We start from the raw sequence: 18,154 nt of genomic DNA on the forward strand, positions 1-18,154 counted from the left end.
ATGATACTTTTAATAGATAATTATGATTCATTTACTTATAATCTTTACCAGTATATTGGTGAAATATATGAGAATATAAAAGTTTTTAGAAATGACAAAATATCACTGGATGAGATAGAGGAGTTAAAACCTGAAGGAATAATACTTTCTCCGGGACCAGGTATTCCTGAAAATGCAGGTATATGTATAGAGGTTGTAAAAAAATTTGGAGGTAAAATTCCTATTTTGGGAATATGCCTTGGTCATCAGGCTATTGGATGCGCTTACGGTGGAAAAGTAGTGAGAGCAAACAATATAATGCATGGAAAGACATCAGAAGTAAGCATAGTTCCAAATGAATTATTTAAAAATTTGGAAAATTCTATAAATGTCATGAGATATCACTCTCTTATAATAGAAAAAGCCACTTTACCAGAAGAACTTGAGGTGACTGCAGAAAGTTTGGATGACAAAGAGATAATGGCTGTGAAGCACAGAAAATATGAAGTCTATGGACTCCAATTTCATCCGGAATCAATTCTTACAGAGAAGGGAAAGCAAATAATAAAAAATTTTTTGGGGGGGATTTGTAATGTTACAGCAGACAATAGAGAGAATCATATGTAAAAGTAATTTGGAGGAAAGTGAAGCCTATGAAGCTATGAATGAAATAATGCAGGGAAATGCAGAAGATTCCCAAATAGGAGCTTTTCTAGCAGCCTTGAGAATGAAAGGTGAAACTTCAGAGGAAATAACAGGATTTGCAAGGGCGATGAGGGATAATGCGGAGGATTTAAAACTCAAGTCCGAGTATGTTATTGATACTTGTGGAACAGGAGGGGATGGAGGAAGAACATTCAATATATCAACGGCAGTATCATTTGTAGCTGCAGCTGCAGGAGTGAAAGTGGCAAAACACGGCAACAGAGCAGTATCAAGTAAAAGTGGAAGTGCAGATGTACTTGAAAAGCTGGGTTTCAATATAAACTTAGAACCAAAATATGCTTCCAATTGTATTGATAAAAATGGTATGGCATTTTTGTTTGCTCAAAAGTATCATCGTGCAATGAAAAATGTAGCCGGTCCAAGAAAACAATTGGGTATAAGAACTGTATTTAATTTACTAGGCCCTCTTACAAATCCAGCTTTTGTAAAAGGTCAGGTACTTGGAGTATATGATAAGAATTTAACTCATACAGCTGCAAAAGTGCTTTCAAACTTAGGCTGTGAAAGAGCTATGGTAGTTTGCGGAGAAGATGGACTTGATGAAATAACTACTACTTCTAATACCTATGTGAGTGAATTAAAAGATGGAAAAATATCAGATTATAAAATAAATCCAGAAGATTTTGAAATTAATGTATGCAGTATGGATGCCATAAAAGGATATACTGCTGAAGAAAATGCAGCACTTATACGCAAAATTTTTCAAGGAGAAAAAGGTGCCAGAAGAGATATTGTAGTTTTAAACAGTGCAGCAGCTTTATATGTTGGAAAAGCATGTGAAAGCATAGAAAAAGGAGTGAAGATGGCAGAAGGTATTATAGATTCTAAAAAAGCTTATGACAAAATGAATGAACTCATAAAGTGCAGTAATAATTTTTAGGAGGCATGAAAAAATGATACTTGATGAAATAGTGAAAGCTAAAAGACCTCAATTGGAACTTGAAAAACAAGATATGCCTCTTACTAAAATAATAGAAGGATGCAGTAGCAAAGTTACAAGAGATTTTAAAAAAGTACTTGGCAAAAAGGAAATGTCTATTATTGCAGAGATAAAGAAAGCATCACCTTCAAAAGGTATTATTGTAGAAGATTTTGATCCTGCCAGCATAGCTAAAATATATGAAAGCATAGATATAGATGCGGTGTCTGTACTTACAGAAAAAAATTTCTTTAAGGGAAGTGATAAATATATAAGTAAAGTAAAAGGGGTAAATTCAAAGCCCATTTTGAGAAAGGATTTTATAATTGATACCTATCAAATATATCAATCCAAATTTATAGGTGCAGATGCTATTTTGCTTATAACAGCCATCTTAAAAGATAAATTAAAAGATTATTACAATTTAGCACAAAGTATTGGACTTCAATGTCTGGTGGAAGTCCATGATGAAGAGGAACTTGAAATTGCACTTGAAGCTGGATGTTCCATTGTAGGAATTAACAATAGAAACTTAAAAGATTTTACAGAAGACTTGAAAAATACAGAAAGAATTATAAAGAAAATACCGAAGGAAGCTTTAGTAGTTTCTGAAAGTGCCATAAAGTCTCCAGAAGATATAAGATATTTAAAGGGATTAGGTGTAAATGCAGTGCTTATAGGAGAAACTTTTATGAGAAATATTAAAGATGAGTACAAGTTAAGAGATTTTGTAAAACAGTCCAAGTTTTGAAAAGGGTGAATTTATGACTTTAGTAAAGATATGTGGTATAAGGCGAATTGAAGATGTAGAAATTTTAAACAAGCTCCTTCCAGATTACGCCGGATTTGTGTTTTGTAAAAGCAAAAGGCAGGTTACTTTAAAATTAGCAGAAGAGCTTATTAAAAATTTAGATAAAAAGATAAGGCCAGTGGGAATTTTTCAAAACAATAGTTTGGAAGAAGTGAAAAATACAGCAGAAATGTTGAAGTTAGATGTAATCCAGCTTCATGGAAGGGAAGATGAAAGTTATATAAAAAGCTTGTATCCATTTAAAATATGGAAAAGTGTAAGTGTTGATGGAAAAGATATATTAGATAATGTAAAACACAAGATAGATAAAATATCAAATTATAATGTGGAAGCAGTGCTTGTAGATAGCAGTGTAGGAGGAAAGACTGGAGGAACGGGCATAAACTTTAATTGGAATGTATTGAAAAACTTAAATATAAATAAGAAATTGGTACTCGCAGGAGGTCTTAATCAAGATAACATAAATACTGCTTTAGAATGTGTAAAGCCCTATGCAGTAGATGTATCCAGCGGGGTTGAAGAAAATGGTATAAAGAGTTTTGAAAAAATAGATGAATTTATAAAGAAAGTGAGGAATTTTTAATGGATGGAAGATTTGGAAAATTTGGAGGACAGTATGTACCAGAAACAATAATGAATGCAGTTATGCAGCTTGAAAAGGAGTTTAACAAAGCAATAAAAGATGAAAAATTTATAGAGGAATATAAGTACTACCTTAAAGATTATGTGGGAAGAGAAAATCCACTGTATTTTGCAAAGAATTTTACTAAAAAATTAGGTGGAGCAAAAATATATCTTAAAAGAGAAGACTTAAATCATACGGGAGCACATAAAATAAACAATGCACTAGGACAGGTGCTCCTTGCAAAGAGAATGGGTAAAAAAAGGGTTATAGCTGAAACAGGAGCCGGACAGCATGGGGTAGCTACGGCTACGGCAGCTGCTATCTTTGGCATGGAATGTGAAGTATTTATGGGTGAAGAAGACATAAGAAGACAAGCCCTTAATGTATTTAAAATGAAAATATTAGGATCAAAAGTAACTTCTGTAACTTCGGGGACTGGAACCTTGAAGGATGCTGTAAATGAAGCTATGAGAAATTGGGTGTCAAATATAGAAGATACCTTTTATGTAATAGGTTCTGTAATGGGACCGCATCCTTATCCAACTATGGTTAGAGATTTTCAAAGGGTAATTGGAGATGAAGCTAGAAAGCAGATTTTGGAAAAGGAAGGAAAACTTCCTGATTATATCATAGCTTGTGTAGGCGGCGGGAGTAATTCTATGGGAATTTTTTATCCATTTGTAGAAGATACTTCTGTAAATTTGGTAGGGGTAGAAGCAGCAGGAAAAGGACTTGATACGGATGAACATGCAGCCACTATATCAAAGGGCTCTGTAGGGGTAATTCATGGTATGATGACTTATGTACTTCAAGATGAGGATGGTCAAATACTTCCTGCTTATTCTATATCAGCAGGACTTGATTATCCGGGAATAGGACCGGAACACGCATATTATCATGATATAAAAAGGGCAACTTATGAATCGGCCACAGATAAAGAAGCAGTGAATGCATTTACCTACTTGTCGCAGGTTGAGGGAATAATTCCAGCACTTGAAAGCTCTCATGCCCTGGCTTATGCAATGAAGCTTGCTCCAAAACTCAGCAAGGATAAAATAATCATTGTAAATTTATCTGGAAGAGGGGACAAGGATATAAATACTATAGCTAATATAATGGGGGTGGAACTATAATGAATAGAATAGACTTAAAGTTTTCAAAACTAAAGGAAAGAGGAGAAAAAGCTCTAATACCGTTTATAACTTCCGGAGATCCAGATTTAGACACTACTGTAGAATTAGTAATTGCAATGGAGGAGGCAGGAGCAGATATAATAGAACTTGGAATACCTTATTCAGATCCTCTGGCAGATGGACCTACTATACAGGCATCTTCAAATAGATCACTTAAAGGCGGAACTAAAATAGTAAATATAATGGATACGGTGAAAAGGATAAGAGAAAAAACAGAGGTACCTCTAGTGTATCTTGTTTACTATAACTCCATATTCAAGTATGGCATGGAAAAGTTTATAAGAGAGTGCAGTGAGTGCGGTGTGGATGGAATTATAATACCAGATCTTCCTATAGAAGAGAGAAAGGACATCGCAGCTATTGGAAAAAAATATAATGTACATCTTATTCCACTAGTAGCACCTACTTCAAAGGAGAGAATAGAAAAAATAGTAAAAGATGCGGGTGGGTTTGTATACTGTGTTTCCGTAAATGGTGTTACAGGTACGAGAAGCAGCATAAATACTGATATTGAGGAATATATGAATATAATTTCAAGCTATACGAATGTTCCAAAGGCACTTGGATTTGGAATATCCTCAGCAGAAATGGCTGCAAAATTCAAGCCTTATTGTGAAGGGATAATTGTGGGAAGTGCAGTAATTAAAAAAATAGAAGCTGGAAAAAGTAAAGAAGATATAATTGAAAATGTAAAAAAGTTCATTAGAGAATTAAAATTAGCTTAGAATGAAAAAAATGCTATTTTCACATTGTTAATAAATTTGACACTCAAATAACATATTTGTAATGTAAATTTAATTAGAATAAATTAGAATTAGATTATTTATATTTGCTTGGAAGAAGGTTGGTATAGTGAATAAAAAAATTAAATTTACAAGAGAAAGCATTTTTTTATCATTAATTTTAATATTATCTGCAGTGTTGAATTTTGCCAATTTGGGTATAGAAGGAAATGCAAATACTTTTTATGCTGCAGGTGTGAAAAGTATGATGATGAATTTTAAAAATTTCTTTTTTGCATCCTTTGATCCAGCAGGTTTTGTAACCATTGATAAACCACCGTTAGGCTTTTGGATTCAAACTATATCTGCAAAAATATTTGGATTTAGTGGATGGAGTATAATTCTTCCACAGGCTCTTGCAGGAGTAATTTCTGTTGCAATTATATATTATCTTGTTAAAAAATCTTTTGGAGCTTCGGCAGGACTTATTGCAGCATTGTGTCTTGCAGTAACACCAATATCTGTAGCATCAGCTAGAAACAATACTATTGATAATTTGCTTGTTATGTTTTTATTGCTAGCATGTTTAACTGCACAAATAGCTGCTGAAAGAGGCAAAATTAGTTATCTTATATTGAGTTTGGTTCTTATAGGCATAGGATTTAATATAAAAATGGTTGAAGCCTATATGGTAGCACCTGCTGTATATATAACATATCTTCTTGCTTCTACTATGAGATTTAAGAAAAAAATAAAGGATCTTATTTTAGGTACAGTTGTACTTTTAGTAGTATCACTATCCTGGGCTATAGCTGTGGATTTGGTACCAGCAAGTAATAGGCCTTATATAGGAAGCAGTACTAATAATACAGTTATGCAGCTTATAATAGGTCACAACGGCCTGGAAAGAATTGGAATAAACGAAAAGAATGCTGCTAAAGGTCAAAAACAGCAAAAAATATTAAAAAATCAATTTAATAAAAACAATACTAAAAGAACAGCAGGTTGGGATGACTTTGGAAATAGATCTAATGGATCAAATAAAAACAAGTCATATGTTAATAATGCACAAGGTGGTATGAGATCTAATTCAAAATCCGGTATTTTTAGATTATTTGGTAATGGCAATATGTCAGATCAAATATCCTGGTTTTTATTATTTGCTGTGATTGGGTTTATTGTTGCAGCAATAAAGGAAAAGTTAAAGGCTCCCTTTGATAATAAAAGAAAGTTATCATTAATATTATGGTTTATGTGGTTATTGCCTGAGTTCATATATTTTAGTTTTTCAAAAAATGTAACGCACACATACTATTTAACAACAATGGCACCGCCTATTGCAGCTTTGACTGGAATTGGATTGTCAGCTATGTGGACATTTTATAAGGAAGGTGGCTTAAAATCCTGGATTTTACCAATAGGCCTTATTTCAAATGGCTGTGCTGAGATACTCATTTTATCTTATAATTATAATAGATCAAATGGGTACAAGATTATAATTATAATAACAGGGATTTTATGCATTATATCTTCACTAATATTATGTATAATTAATTTAATTAGAAGTAAAGAGAAAAATTCAGGTTTTAGTAGTAATACAGCATTGAGTAAAATGTTGGTTAGTATTGCTTTTATAGGAATTTTAGTTGCTCCTACAGTGTGGTCATTTACTCCAATGATTTACAAAATGAATGGAAGTAGTCCATCAGCTGGATTGGAGCTTGCAAGGAGTAATCAGCAAAGAGATAAGGGTAACACCAATAACTCAAAACTCATAAAATTCTTAGAGAATAATAAAACAAATGAAAAGTATCTTGTTGTAGTGCCTTCAGCTAATTCTTATGGTTCGGATTTAATACTTAAAACTGGCCAACCTGTAATGGCACTTGGAGGATTTAGTGGATCAGATCCTATACTTACAGTAGACCAGTTCAAAAAATTAGTTAGTGATGGAGCTGTAAGGTATGCTTTGGTAAATACAGGCAATGGCAGAGGCTTTATGGGTTTCGGGGGTTCTGGAAGCAACTCGAATAATGATATTGCCAATTGGATTAAGCAAAATGGAAAGGTTGTTCCAGATAGTAAATGGAATAATTCTAATACGTCTAAGAGCAAGGCTAAAAATCAGAGAACTAATGGATTTGGTGGAGAAAACAATTCTATGAAATTATATGATTTAGGTATATGACGCAAAATAGGGACATTGCAGTAAAATAAACAGAGTTCTTGGCATAAGATAGAGTATCTATAGTATAAAATAGGTGCAGCTGTGTAAAATTAGCTGCACCTATTTTTATTATTTTTGAAAAGTTTTATATGTATAAACAATAAAAGAAAATTTTTACAAAAGTACTTGATAATATTAAGTAGTATGCCTTATAATATAGTAAAGAGCTATATTATACTATGACGTACTTTGTATGATGAACTAATTTAGTTAGGAGTGCTGTTCTAATGGAATTTGAAAAGGAATTATTAAAAGGATATATTGATATAATCGTTTTATCAGTTTTAAAACATAAAGATATGTACGGGTATGAAATTGGAAAAACAATAAAGCAGGCAAATAAAAACTTTCAGATGAAGGAAGCAACTTTATATGTATCCTTAAAAAGAATGGAAAAGAGAAATTACCTGGAAGGATACTGGAATGACGATGAAAATACTGGCGGTGGAAGAAGACGTTATTACAGAATTACACAAGAAGGTTTGAATTTTTTTAGAGAAAAAGTTCAGGAATGGATGGCTCTTAGGGAATTATTAGATCATTTTTTGGGGGTGAATATTAATGAATAAAATTGATTTGTATGTAAAACGTATTTGCAGCAAATTCAATGGATCTGACAAGGATATCCAAATACTTAAGGAGGAACTGACGTCAAACCTGAATGATGAGGTGTCAGAGCTTCAAAATCAAGGTTTCAGTGAAGAAGAAAGTATACAAATCGCTTTAAAAAATTTTGGCGAAGAAAACAATGTTATTTTAGAAATGAACAGCATATGGACAAGAAAAAGTGAGGCTACTTTGAAGATTATAAAAACAGCAATTGCCATTTTTATCATTGGCTGCATTTTTCTTGCCATTCACATCATTTTTAATAATGGCAGTTTCAATTTTCAAAACTTTATTTCTTTGCTTTTTAACATTTCTTGGATTATTGGGTGCATTGCTTTTTACCAATATATTAATATTGAGAACAAAAGCGGATTCTTAACTCTAATAGTCCTATGTGATATCATTTTTAGCGGATTTTTTGTTTCTTGTATACTTTTTCCAGAGCACATAAAAGACACCTTAATCGTTATATTCGCTATTGTATTAATTACAGTTTTAACTATGAAAGTATATTTCATTAAGAATAAACTTCAAAATCTAAATTGAAAGTATGCTAAAATAATAAAATTTAATTTTTATGGGGAGGTTTTATTATGTCTAACTTAAATCCTTTTAAAATTTTATCAAATCTTGAAAATGAAAAATCAGAAGTTAAAAAGCTGAGTATTACAGATGCAGTAGTTGCTGTAATTTCGTATATGCTTATATCGTTGTTTACTTTAGAAATCGGTTTCAGTGTGATTCGTTCATCCAGCAATAGTATATTACAATTGTTACTATCTATTTTTGCAGTAGGAGTTACTTTTTTTGCAGTCACTGCAGTATTTTATGCATATTACATTACTAATCTTAGTAAAGATAAAATCAAAGAAAGACCAGTAAAAAAATTCACTTTAATTAATGTATTACTTTTAATACTAATTGTTTTAGGTTATCTTATGTTATTTGATTCACTTCTGATGCCAATAGATAAAATTCTTCCAGGATTTAGTTCATTTACGGAAGGCATACAACTTATTAGTAAAAATCCTATATTTCTTATTGGATATTTAGGTATTATTGGACCTTTATTAACAGAGTTTGTATTTAGAGGGATTATTGTCGGTGGACTTTCAAAAAAATATTCCAGTTTAAAAGCAATACTGTTATCTTCACTTCTATCCGGGATATCTACGTTTAACCCGGCAGGATTTATGTGCATTTTTATACTTGGAATCTTATTAGGTTATCTTTATATAAAAACTCATTCATTATATTTGTGTATAATTGGAGATATATTTTATAGCGCAATTACAAGCATTTTGCTTCAATACTATCCGCAGTTTTTATTGCTAATTAGTTCAAATACTCTTATTATAGTCCTATTAACTGTCATTGGACTTTTGATAATATATTTTGGCATGAAAAAACTTTTCTCAAATATTGAAAATCAATACAAAATCAATAGTGATTTAAATAAGAAATAAGCATTGTAAAATTCTTATAAACAAAAAGATACAGGCTTTTATTAGCTGTATCTTTTTGTTTGAGTATTTCAATATTACCAAAATGTCACCTTAGATGGCAAAATGTAAGCTAATTCCATGGAATAATATACAAAAATGGATTAAAATAAGTGTATGAATACAGTTATAGAAACAAAAAACTTAAAGAGGTTCAAATTCTTGGACATATAGGGGGTATTTATGAAATTAAAGAAAAGAAAATTAGTGGTTATACTAGTAATAGCAGCTGTTATAATTGCTGCAGCAGGAATATTTGCTTACAACTTGTTTAATAGGAAAGTGAGTTCGCCTGTACTCAATAATGCAAATAGAAATGAGAAGTGGACAGCAGATTTAAAGTTTGTAAAAAATGAATTGCCTAAAAAACATAAAAATCTGTTCTTTTCAAAAAGTAAGGTCGAATTTGACAGGGATATGGATTCACTTATAAATAAAGTTGACAAATACAATGATATGCAAATTAAATGGGAACTCACAAAAATAATAAGTTCTATAAATGACAGCCACACATCTGTTGTTATGCAATCCAAATCAGCGTATCCCGTAAGCTTTTTCCAATTTGAAGATGGAATTTACCTGATAAATTCATCTTTAGCATATAAAGATTTCTGGGGTAAGAAATTAGTGGCAGTAAATGGGTATTCTATAGAACAATTACATTCAAAACTGGATCCCATTATATCTAAGGATAATAAAGCTATTTTGAAAAATCAATTTTGCAGTTTACTTAGGTTTCCTGGTGTGCTTAAATTTGCAGGAATAGCAAAAAATGATGATACAGTTTTTACTTTTGAGGGATCATCAAATACTAGTGTTACTGTAAAGTCTTTAAATAAAGAAGAATTTGATAAAACTAAATTTTTATCTGACGATCCCAAATATATAAATAATATTCCACTTTCAAAACAAAACCCAGATAAAAACTATTGGTTTAAGTACATTGAAAAAAGCAGTACCATCTATGTGAAATACAATAGTTGTTCGAATATGAAAAATTATTCATTTTCAAGTTTTACAAAGGATGTATTTAAAACTCTTGACAGTAAAAAAGCTAAAATGTTGGTTATAGATTTACGTGACAATGGTGGTGGAAATTCTAAAATGTTTGATTCTTTTCTAGATGAAATAAAAAAGAGAAGCAATATAAATAAAAAAGGAAATTTATTTGTCATCATAGGCAGAAAGACATTTTCCTCTGCAATATTGAATACTATGGATTTAAAAAACAGTACAAATGCCCTGCTTATTGGGGAACCAACTGGAGGCAAGCCAAATCATTTTGGTGAGGTTAAGGTGATACATTTATCAAATACAAATGTAGATATACAGTATTCTAGTAAATATTTTAAAACAACAAGTAAAGATACGGACTCCATTTATCCTGACGTAAATATTACTTTAAAAGCATCGTCTTATTTTAATGGTAAGGATGACTTTTTAAACTATATTTTAGATAAACAAAGTATTAAGTAAAAAAAGTGTACCTGCATTTATGAAAAATACGGGTACACTCTTTTTTAACTATTTGAGTCAAGTAAATTCACATTGAGATTATTAAACAAGTTATTATTGTAACTTTTAGTAGCTTGCTTTTGTAAATTTGCTTTCCTAATATCTTCTGCAGCTACTTGTGAGAGCATTCTATTTTCTGCTTTTCTCTGTTCCTTCAGTCTCTTTAACCTTTTTTCTAATAATTCATCAAACTGGGTCATAAGTGATGTGCTGCTTTTTGAAGATGAATTGTCAGTTGCAAGGCTACCAGCACTGCACATATCACCATTTGCATCATAATAGCTGCCAAGACTTGTCACTTTGTTACCACCCATTTTAGCTGCATTTTTCAGCCAATTTAAAGCCATAGGTTCATCGCCAAGGTTTTTCTCAAGTTCTGCTGCAACTTTTGGATCGTTTGCTGCTTTTTTTAGATAAGCTGGATCAATTGTAATGGGTGAATGATCTATGTTGGTACTTGTTGGTATCATTGCTCCCTTTGAAAAATGACCAACCATGATGTTTAAGTTTGGAAATTTAGCACAAAGCTTTTTATAATATTCGTCTACAGAATTACTTGTAGTTTTAGATGTTGAGTTAGACTCAGTAACTGATTTTGAAGCATCAGTTTTTGTATTAATATTTGATTGATTGTAATTATTTAAAGCATAATTAGTATATAGTCCTAAAGACATAAAAATTCCACCTTTCTTTTAAAAATATATCTTTAAAGTTTTTTAACATTGCAGGAAACTTTCTGTGATAGTATTAATGATTTTATGTAATCCCTTGTGCTTTTTTCATCATGGCAAATTGCTATATTTAACATTGTTTTTATGTACTCCCTCTCTTGCACTATCGAAGTAAAAAATATATACTTTAACAAAATGTAATAAATGGATATTTTTTTGTAATGAAATTGTTGATATGATATAAAAAAGTATTCAATCTATATTTAGATTGAATGCTTTTTGGGAGTTAATCGATCTGATAATTTAGCTAACAGCTTTTGAATACAATTTTATATTTTAAATTTTTGAACTAGTTCGCTTAATTTTTGAGATAATTCTGCTTGACCTTGAGCAGTTAATGCAACTTGAGATACTGCTTGTACTGTTTCATCAAGACTTACTTGTATTTCACTTGCATGTTCAGATGAAGTTTGTTCATTAGAAGCCATATTTTGCATAGCACTGCTTATTTGCTCTGTAGTAGCTGATAACTCTTCAGCCATGGATGCTATTTCTTCTGATATGCTACTTACAAATTCAGCATCACTATAATATTGATTTCCCATGTTTTCAAATGATTTAAGTTGAGGAACCACTTTTTCATTCATAAATGCCAAAACTTCATTACTATTATTTGAGAGATTTTTAAAGGCTTCATTTACTTTATCGATAGTAGTTTGAATAGAAGACACTGCATTTGAAGATTCTTCAGCAAGTTGTCTAACTTCATCAGCTACGACAGCAAATCCTTTTCCATGTTCACCGGCTCTGGCAGATTCTATTGCTGCATTTAGGGCAAGAAGGTTTGTCTGATCTGCTATACTTGCAATAGCTTTAGCCATTTCGTCTATATTTTTAACTACTTTGCCATCTTCAATAGATTTAAGTATTTTATTCTTTTTATCTATATATATTTTATTAACTGTTTCTACGGCAGATGCACTTTCCATTTTAGCAGCTTTAGCAGTACCTTTTGACTGATTTGAAGAATTACTTCCATCAGCAGCTTTTTGTGATAACTCATTTATGCTTGAATTAATTTCCTCTATGGATGCAGTTATTTCTTCTGACGAAGCAGTTGATTCCTGTATGCCGGCATTTATAGTTTTTGCTGCGTTATCCATATTTTCAGATTTTGCAGAAAGTTCGTCTGAAGTTGCAGATAATTTCTGACTGGAACCACTTAGTTCTTCTGAATTTTCCGCAATCATTTTGACTAAGTTAATTATATTTTGTTGTGATGTATTGAGAGCTTTTATGGTTTGTCCAAATTCATCTTTACGGGATGTACTTATTTTTGTAGAGATATCGAATTCTGAAAGCTTTTTTGCAAATTCCTTGATTTGGGAAAGAGGATCATTTATATGTTTTGAAATAATTATTCCTAGTAGTATAGATATTATTACGCTTAGTATAATAATTATTATTGCAAATATAATAGCTGAATTATATTTTTTAACACTAGAATTATAGTCATTTGAAGCATAGGCCATATTTAGAGCTATATCTTTATCAAGGCACTTGAACATTTCGTCTCTGCCTTTTGATGCTGCATTAAGTTTTTTTTGAGCATTTGTGTAGTCACCAGCTTGTACTAATTTAATACATTCTTCGTATGAGTTCCTCCATGTTTCCATATATTGTTTAAATTCATCAAATAGCTGTCTATCATTATCTGATATAACTGTAGAAGAACATTTAGATATAATATCATTGTTTTGCTTTTTCAATTTGTTTATGTCATCAATTTTTGTATTTAAGCTATCTTTTTTTGATGAATCTATTATGCCTAACATATCAGCTTTTATATTCATTGTATTTGTCTTTAATTCCTGTAGATAGTTTGTACCTTTTAAATCCATATTATAAATATTATTTAGATTGTTGTTTATAATTCTCATGTTATTAAGAGAAAAAATACCGACTATAGAGCAAAATAGAGCTACTATAGTAAATGATAACAATAATTTTTTTAAAATGTTTAAATTTGACAATGCTTTCATAAATTTTATCACTCCAACTATTAAATTTTGCAATGCTGATTATAACATAAGATGTATTAAAATCCAAATTTCGACAACGTTTTCAAATAAAAAATATGAAATTCAATATAAAATTACATTTTATGTAATAGATTTTTAAACTATGCTTTTGATAAAATGAAAAATTATTACCCACCAATGTTATCCCAGTGCTCGTAGGCTTCATTGAGCTCCATAAATGCATTTGCTTTGTTTCTGGTAGCAATTGCACCCTGCAGTCGTGCTACGTTCATGGTAAATGCATCAATCTCATCTTTTTCTGCACTAAATTGAACTCTAGTGACTACTTTCTTCCATGCATTTGACAATTGATCACTTTTCTTATATGCATCATCCCATTTATTATTTTTTACATCATCCATAACTAGCTGAATACACTTAGGTACGTTATCATTTTTGGTCAAAGGCTTTTTTAAAAAATTATCGCTAATCATCACTAATACAAATAAAGTTAATGTTACTATAGGAATGGTTTTAACTAAAAAATTTCTCATATAATAGCTCCTCCTTAATAAGGTCCCTTATAATCACCGATATCGGTTATCTTGACCATATGGTCATCGTATTTATCTACATAAAGAGATCCACCAGGGTTTAAAGTAGCTAGAAAAACATCAGAGATATTATTGATTTTTTGTAATTTTAATTGGTGCATAAGCCATTGCTTGGTTTTATTTAGTTGTTTAAGATTTTCTTCAATAAGTATTCCATCATAAATGAGTTCTGTACTTATACCTGATGCTTTTTTAGAAATATTCATGTCTTTAGTTGTTACAGGTTCACATTCAGGCTTTTTAAGTACAGAAAGTTGTCCGTTAGGTTCAATAATGGCAAAGTCTACATCTGATAAATCAAATACATCTTTATTTCTTAAAAGTTCCATAAGATCAGATACTGTATACTTCATCTGTCTCAAAGTATCTTCCATTATTTTGCCATTCATTATAACTATAGTGGGTTCACCGCCTATATATTTTGCCGCATATCGCCATTTTATTGTTATATACTCCATTAAATAACTTAAAGCTGCCCAACAAAATAGACCTACCCAATGAGGCCAAGCTCTGCTTGATAAGTCTGTAGTGAGGCTTGCAGCAATAGATCCTATTGTAATACCTACTACATAATCAAAAAACGTTAACTGACTTATTTGCTGTTTCCCTAATATTTTGGCAAAGATAAGTAAAGTAAAAAAAGCGATAATGGAACGTACTAAAACAACTAATCCTTCATTCAATGTTATTTTCCTCCTGTGTTACTATTGTTTATACAGTAGTTATTATCCGATATAAGTTGAATTTTATTCTGTTTCTGTGGAAAAAGGTTTATTGTATTTTAGATATAGTTGTACTCGTAATTATTAGATTAATTGTTTATTAGTTGACTTTTTTCAATATTTATCATATTATATACTTAATAGCTAACAATTAATAATTAAACTTAATTTTCAGTTAATGAGATGATTTTATGTATATGGAAAATACGGTATATGTAGTTGGAAATGCCAAAACTAATGAGGATAATGCTATTACCATTAAATTTAATTCTTTTTACATAGGTTTTGTAGTAGATTTAAGTACAGATAAAATAATTGATTTAAATTCATCTTCTACACTAAGAACTACGGATGAATTTATAAGATCTCTTTTAATAGGTAGAAACCTTAGAATATTTGATGATAAACTAAAAGAAGAAGTTATAAAAAGATATCACGGTTCATCTCAAAAAGCTATTATTGTAGCTTACAGAGATGGAGTTAAGAAATATAATGAAGTGAAAAAAAAATATTTTTAAATTACTGTTTTGTTTATGGTAAATAAGTTACCCTTATTTTAAAGTGAATGAAAGCCAGTAAAAGCAATATTAATGTGCTTTTGCGGGCTTTTTTTGTATTAATTTCAAGGAGGTTCTCTAAATGAAAATAAGAGATATAAAGATAAAAAGAATATCCGTTCCGCTGAAGACACCATTTAAAACAGCACTCCGTACTGTGGAAAGGGTAGAGGATATTATAGTTGAAATATACACAGATACAGGAAATATTGGCTTTGGAGAAGCCCCGCCTACTGGAGTCATAACAGGAGATACTACTGGATCTATAATAGGAGCCATAGAAGATCATATAAAAAAGTCTATTATAGGCATGGATATGGAAAACTTTGAGACTGTAATACAGAAATTAAATAAGTGTATTGTAAAAAATACTAGTGCAAAAGCTGCAGTGGACATAGCACTTTATGATTTATACGGTCAGTTATATAAAGCACCATTGTATAAGCTTTTGGGTGGGTTTAGAAAAGAAATAACAACAGATATAACTATAAGTGTAAATGAACCTGAAGAAATGGTAAAAGACAGTATAGATGCTATAAAAAGAGGATATAAAACTTTAAAAATAAAGGTAGGTAAAGATTCTAAAAAAGATCTGGAAAGAATGAAAGCTATAAGACAGGCTATAGGATATGATGTTGACCTTAGGATAGATGCAAATCAAGGATGGAAGCCTAAAGAAGCAGTAAAAGTATTAAGAGAAATGGAAGATGCAGGGCTTAATATTGAGTTTGTGGAGCAGCCTGTTATAGCACATGATATAGATGGATTAAAGTTTGTTACAGACAACGTATCTATACCAGTTTTAGCAGATGAGAGTATATTTTCACCAATGGATGCCCTAAATGTTCTAGAGAGAAGAGCAGCAGATTTAATAAATATAAAACTCATGAAAACAGGCGGAATATACAATGCATTAAAAATATGTTCTTTAGCAGAAATACATGGAATTGAGTGTATGATAGGGTGCATGTTAGAAGCAAAAGTAAGTGTAACAGCTGCAGTGCACCTAGCTTGTGCAAAGAGTATCATAACTAAAATCGATTTGGATGGACCTGTTTTATGCAGAGAAGATCCAATAAATGGTGGGGCAATATTCAATGAAAGCAAAATAACGCTTACAGATAAACCTGGACTTGGAATAGAATCTATCAATTATTAATAAGTTAAAATGAAGTCCTTAGGCTAAATCCCTAAGAACTTCTATATAAATATTATATTTTAATAAATTTAGGAGGGGAAAAATGGGTACAAACAATTTAAAAAAACTGTCACTTGTAGCACTAATTTTAATGATTTTTACTGAAGTGTTTGGCTTTGCTAACATGCCAAGAGCATTTCTCCTTATGGGATATTCATCTATTCCATGGTATATAATATCGGGAATAGCATTCTTTATTCCATATGCATTTATGATGGCTGAATTTGGTTCTGCATTTAAGGATGAAAAAGGTGGAATTTATTCATGGATGAATAGATCTGTAGGACCTAAATATGCTTTTGAAGCAACATTTATGTGGTATGCTTCATATGTTGTCCTAATAGTTGATATGTGTTCTCTTATATGGATTCCACTTTCAAATCTAATATTTGGGAAAGATGTAACAGCTACTTGGGGATTTTGGGGACTTAAATCTACCCAAGTTATAGGAATTTTTAGTATTATTTTTATAGTAGCCATAACATTTATAGCTAGTAAGGGATTGAAAGACATTTCAAAAGTTACCTCAATTGGAGGTACTGCAGTTATGTTGTTGAATGTTTTTTTGATTATAGGAGCTGTAATTGTGCTCATAGCAAGCCATGGACATCTTGCACAGCCTCTTAGTTTTACAGTATCTCCTAATCCCAAATATGGTAGTTCTCTTTCAATTTTATCATTTATAGTATTTGCTATATTTGCTTATGGTGGAATTGAAGTTGTAGCAGGACTTGTAGATCAGACTGAAAAACCTGAAAAAAATTTCGCAAAAGGAATGGCTATATCTGCAATAGTCATAACACTAGGATATTCTATAGGCATATTTATGTGTGGTATATTCACAAATTGGAAACAGGTACTTTCAAACCCGGATGTTCATTTAGCTAATGTTGCATATGTTATAATGCAAAACCTGGGGTACCAGTTAGGAGTTAGCTTTAATTTAAGTCAATCTGCAGCACTTACATTAGGTGCCTGGATAGCAAGATTTGTTGGACTATCAATGTTCCTTGCACTGACAGGAAGCATCATAACTGTATTATATGGTCCGCTTAAACAGATAATAGAAGGTACTCCAAAAGGGTTATTTCCTGAAAAACTGACAGAAATGAAAGATGGTATGCCTAAAAATGCAATGTGGGCGCAGTGTATTATAATCGTTTTATTTTTAATATTGCTCACAGTTGGTGGAGAAGGAGCATCCAAGTTCTTTAATATAGTTGTAAGTATGACAAACGTAGCATTGACAATTCCCTATATGTTTATAGCAGGAGCTTTTGTTCCGTTTAAGAAGAAAAAGGAAATTAATAAACCATTTATAATTTTTAAAAGCCACAGATCTTCATTGATTTGGGAAATAGTTGTTGTATTTACTATAGGTTTTGCAAATTTATTTACAATAATTGCTCCAGCATTTCAAGGTGATATGCAAAGCACCATATGGATGGTTGTAGGTCCTATATTTTTCTCAATTGTAGCATTTATACTGTACTCCAATTATGAAAAAAAGAATAAGGTTTCAAAACAAAAAGTAGAATCTTAA

At 31.1% G+C, this 18,154-nt stretch carries 18 protein-coding genes; 14 read left to right on the forward strand and 4 right to left on the reverse strand.

Translation table 11 applies throughout. The annotated features are described in order from the left end of the window. The 11 genes from CLRAG_RS16420 (at window position 1) to CLRAG_RS16470 (ending at window position 10,789) form a co-directional block, all read left to right on the forward strand. A complete protein-coding gene (locus tag CLRAG_RS16420) occupies window positions 1–606 on the forward strand; it encodes an anthranilate synthase component II (protein ID WP_065079386.1) in 606 nt (201 codons plus the stop codon). Then, on the forward strand, window positions 572–1,585 hold the full coding sequence (trpD, locus tag CLRAG_RS16425) for an anthranilate phosphoribosyltransferase (protein WP_065079387.1): 1,014 nt from the start codon (window positions 572–574) through the stop codon (window positions 1,583–1,585). The genes CLRAG_RS16420 and trpD overlap by 35 nt, the downstream gene beginning before the upstream one ends. A gap of 13 nt (window positions 1,586–1,598) precedes the next feature. After that, entirely contained in the window at window positions 1,599–2,375 is a 777-nt protein-coding gene (trpC, locus tag CLRAG_RS16430) for an indole-3-glycerol phosphate synthase TrpC (RefSeq protein WP_065079388.1), read from the forward strand. Between the two features lie 13 nt (window positions 2,376–2,388). Next, complete coding sequence (locus CLRAG_RS16435; protein WP_065079389.1) at window positions 2,389–3,018, forward strand: phosphoribosylanthranilate isomerase; 630 nt, start codon at window positions 2,389–2,391, stop codon at window positions 3,016–3,018. Further along, window positions 3,018–4,193, forward strand: coding sequence for a tryptophan synthase subunit beta (gene trpB / locus CLRAG_RS16440; protein WP_065079390.1), 1,176 nt, complete (start codon window positions 3,018–3,020; stop codon window positions 4,191–4,193). The genes CLRAG_RS16435 and trpB overlap by 1 nt, the downstream gene beginning before the upstream one ends. Next, window positions 4,193–4,978 (forward strand): tryptophan synthase subunit alpha, encoded by a 786-nt coding sequence (gene trpA, locus CLRAG_RS16445; RefSeq protein ID WP_065079391.1) that lies wholly within the window; start codon window positions 4,193–4,195, stop codon window positions 4,976–4,978. The genes trpB and trpA overlap by 1 nt, the downstream gene beginning before the upstream one ends. A gap of 127 nt (window positions 4,979–5,105) precedes the next feature. Further along, the gene (locus CLRAG_RS16450; protein ID WP_065079392.1) at window positions 5,106–7,163 is read left to right on the forward strand and encodes a glycosyltransferase family 39 protein; all 2,058 of its coding nucleotides are present in this window, start codon (window positions 5,106–5,108) and stop codon (window positions 7,161–7,163) included. A gap of 266 nt (window positions 7,164–7,429) precedes the next feature. Further along, window positions 7,430–7,771 carry a PadR family transcriptional regulator gene (locus tag CLRAG_RS16455; RefSeq protein WP_065079393.1) on the forward strand — a complete coding sequence of 114 codons (342 nt, stop codon included), beginning with the start codon at window positions 7,430–7,432 and terminating at the stop codon, window positions 7,769–7,771. After that, complete coding sequence (locus CLRAG_RS16460; RefSeq protein ID WP_065079394.1) at window positions 7,764–8,357, forward strand: permease prefix domain 1-containing protein; 594 nt, start codon at window positions 7,764–7,766, stop codon at window positions 8,355–8,357. Before CLRAG_RS16455 ends, CLRAG_RS16460 begins: the two co-directional genes overlap by 8 nt. 47 nt (window positions 8,358–8,404) lie before the next feature. After that, window positions 8,405–9,277, forward strand: a complete 873-nt coding sequence (locus CLRAG_RS16465; protein WP_065079395.1) for a CPBP family intramembrane glutamic endopeptidase — start codon at window positions 8,405–8,407, stop codon at window positions 9,275–9,277. A 219-nt stretch (window positions 9,278–9,496) separates the two neighbouring features. Then, a complete protein-coding gene (locus tag CLRAG_RS16470) occupies window positions 9,497–10,789 on the forward strand; it encodes a S41 family peptidase (RefSeq protein WP_065079396.1) in 1,293 nt (430 codons plus the stop codon). A gap of 44 nt (window positions 10,790–10,833) precedes the next feature. On the opposite strand, the gene CLRAG_RS16475 is transcribed toward CLRAG_RS16470, so the two are convergent. The 4 genes from CLRAG_RS16475 to CLRAG_RS16490 all read right to left on the reverse strand — a co-directional run bounded on the left by CLRAG_RS16475 (window position 10,834) and on the right by CLRAG_RS16490 (window position 14,817). Then, window positions 10,834–11,502 carry a DUF6033 family protein gene (locus CLRAG_RS16475; protein ID WP_065079397.1) on the reverse strand — a complete coding sequence of 223 codons (669 nt, stop codon included), beginning with the start codon at window positions 11,500–11,502 and terminating at the stop codon, window positions 10,834–10,836. A gap of 326 nt (window positions 11,503–11,828) precedes the next feature. After that, window positions 11,829–13,541: a HAMP domain-containing methyl-accepting chemotaxis protein gene (locus tag CLRAG_RS16480; RefSeq protein WP_065079398.1), complete on the reverse strand. Its 1,713-nt coding sequence runs from the start codon at window positions 13,539–13,541 to the stop codon at window positions 11,829–11,831. 167 nt (window positions 13,542–13,708) lie between these two features. Beyond that, window positions 13,709–14,074 (reverse strand): DUF4363 family protein, encoded by a 366-nt coding sequence (locus CLRAG_RS16485; RefSeq protein ID WP_065079399.1) that lies wholly within the window; start codon window positions 14,072–14,074, stop codon window positions 13,709–13,711. A gap of 14 nt (window positions 14,075–14,088) precedes the next feature. Then, on the reverse strand, window positions 14,089–14,817 hold the full coding sequence (locus CLRAG_RS16490) for a DUF421 domain-containing protein (protein WP_065079400.1): 729 nt from the start codon (window positions 14,815–14,817) through the stop codon (window positions 14,089–14,091). Window positions 14,818–15,047: 230 nt separating this feature from the next. Between CLRAG_RS16490 and CLRAG_RS16495 the strand changes: the two genes are divergently transcribed. The 3 genes from CLRAG_RS16495 to yjeM all read left to right on the forward strand — a co-directional run bounded on the left by CLRAG_RS16495 (window position 15,048) and on the right by yjeM (window position 18,154). Next, complete coding sequence (locus tag CLRAG_RS16495; protein ID WP_065079401.1) at window positions 15,048–15,374, forward strand: DUF3870 domain-containing protein; 327 nt, start codon at window positions 15,048–15,050, stop codon at window positions 15,372–15,374. A gap of 121 nt (window positions 15,375–15,495) precedes the next feature. Then, a complete protein-coding gene (locus CLRAG_RS16500) occupies window positions 15,496–16,572 on the forward strand; it encodes a dipeptide epimerase (protein WP_065079402.1) in 1,077 nt (358 codons plus the stop codon). Window positions 16,573–16,654: 82 nt separating this feature from the next. Further along, a complete protein-coding gene (yjeM, locus tag CLRAG_RS16505) occupies window positions 16,655–18,154 on the forward strand; it encodes a glutamate/gamma-aminobutyrate family transporter YjeM (RefSeq protein ID WP_065079403.1) in 1,500 nt (499 codons plus the stop codon).

The sequence above is a fragment of the Clostridium ragsdalei P11 genome, assembly GCF_001675165.1.
GTDB lineage: Bacteria > Bacillota > Clostridia > Clostridiales > Clostridiaceae > Clostridium_B > Clostridium_B ragsdalei.

Excerpts from the sequence above, each read along its gene's own strand:
- CLRAG_RS16420 (WP_065079386.1), top strand. The coding sequence starts at position 1 with ATGATACTTTTAATAGATAATTATGATTCATTTACTTATAATCTTTAC.
- trpD (WP_065079387.1), top strand. The coding sequence starts at position 572 with ATGTTACAGCAGACAATAGAGAGAATCATATGTAAAAGTAATTTGGAG.
- trpC (WP_065079388.1), top strand. The coding sequence starts at position 1,599 with ATGATACTTGATGAAATAGTGAAAGCTAAAAGACCTCAATTGGAACTT.
- CLRAG_RS16435 (WP_065079389.1), top strand. The coding sequence starts at position 2,389 with ATGACTTTAGTAAAGATATGTGGTATAAGGCGAATTGAAGATGTAGAA.
- trpB (WP_065079390.1), top strand. The coding sequence starts at position 3,018 with ATGGATGGAAGATTTGGAAAATTTGGAGGACAGTATGTACCAGAAACA.
- trpA (WP_065079391.1), top strand. The coding sequence starts at position 4,193 with ATGAATAGAATAGACTTAAAGTTTTCAAAACTAAAGGAAAGAGGAGAA.
- CLRAG_RS16455 (WP_065079393.1), top strand. The coding sequence starts at position 7,430 with ATGGAATTTGAAAAGGAATTATTAAAAGGATATATTGATATAATCGTT.
- CLRAG_RS16460 (WP_065079394.1), top strand. The coding sequence starts at position 7,764 with ATGAATAAAATTGATTTGTATGTAAAACGTATTTGCAGCAAATTCAAT.
- CLRAG_RS16465 (WP_065079395.1), top strand. The coding sequence starts at position 8,405 with ATGTCTAACTTAAATCCTTTTAAAATTTTATCAAATCTTGAAAATGAA.
- CLRAG_RS16470 (WP_065079396.1), top strand. The coding sequence starts at position 9,497 with ATGAAATTAAAGAAAAGAAAATTAGTGGTTATACTAGTAATAGCAGCT.
- CLRAG_RS16475 (WP_065079397.1), bottom strand. The coding sequence starts at position 11,502 with ATGTCTTTAGGACTATATACTAATTATGCTTTAAATAATTACAATCAA.
- CLRAG_RS16480 (WP_065079398.1), bottom strand. The coding sequence starts at position 13,541 with ATGAAAGCATTGTCAAATTTAAACATTTTAAAAAAATTATTGTTATCA.
- CLRAG_RS16485 (WP_065079399.1), bottom strand. The coding sequence starts at position 14,074 with ATGAGAAATTTTTTAGTTAAAACCATTCCTATAGTAACATTAACTTTA.
- CLRAG_RS16495 (WP_065079401.1), top strand. The coding sequence starts at position 15,048 with ATGTATATGGAAAATACGGTATATGTAGTTGGAAATGCCAAAACTAAT.
- CLRAG_RS16500 (WP_065079402.1), top strand. The coding sequence starts at position 15,496 with ATGAAAATAAGAGATATAAAGATAAAAAGAATATCCGTTCCGCTGAAG.
- yjeM (WP_065079403.1), top strand. The coding sequence starts at position 16,655 with ATGGGTACAAACAATTTAAAAAAACTGTCACTTGTAGCACTAATTTTA.